Below are 302 nucleotides of genomic sequence, written 5' to 3'. Positions count from 1 at the left end.
TTAGCACGGACGGAAAAAGGAAACCTCAAACAAATTCAGTATAATCCTACGTGGAACTATTTCAAGAACTTAGTCAAAGAGGAATTGACAAGTAAAGAGGGAGCCCGCATTTATGCCAAACGCAAGGTGGATGTCGAACCTGTATTTGGTAGGATGAAGGGTGTTTTTGGCGTGCGCAGAGTTCATGTCAGAGGTCAAAAAGTGGTTGAAACCGAGATAGGCTTCCTCCTAATGAGCATGAATCTAACGAAATTGGCTAAGAAATTAGTCCAAGAGAGTAGAAAAAGAAAGAAAAACACAGA

1 protein-coding gene is annotated in these 302 nt (G+C 41.1%); it reads left to right on the top strand.

Annotated elements, in window-relative coordinates; genetic code table 11:
• Positions 1-302, top strand: a 302-nt coding sequence (locus C1G57_RS00910) for a transposase (RefSeq protein ID WP_153045598.1), incomplete at both ends; no start/stop codon positions are given.

It is taken from the genome of Streptococcus suis (assembly GCF_002960425.1).
Lineage (GTDB): Bacteria > Bacillota > Bacilli > Lactobacillales > Streptococcaceae > Streptococcus > Streptococcus suis_S.
This window is presented reverse-complemented; position numbering and strand designations above follow the sequence as displayed.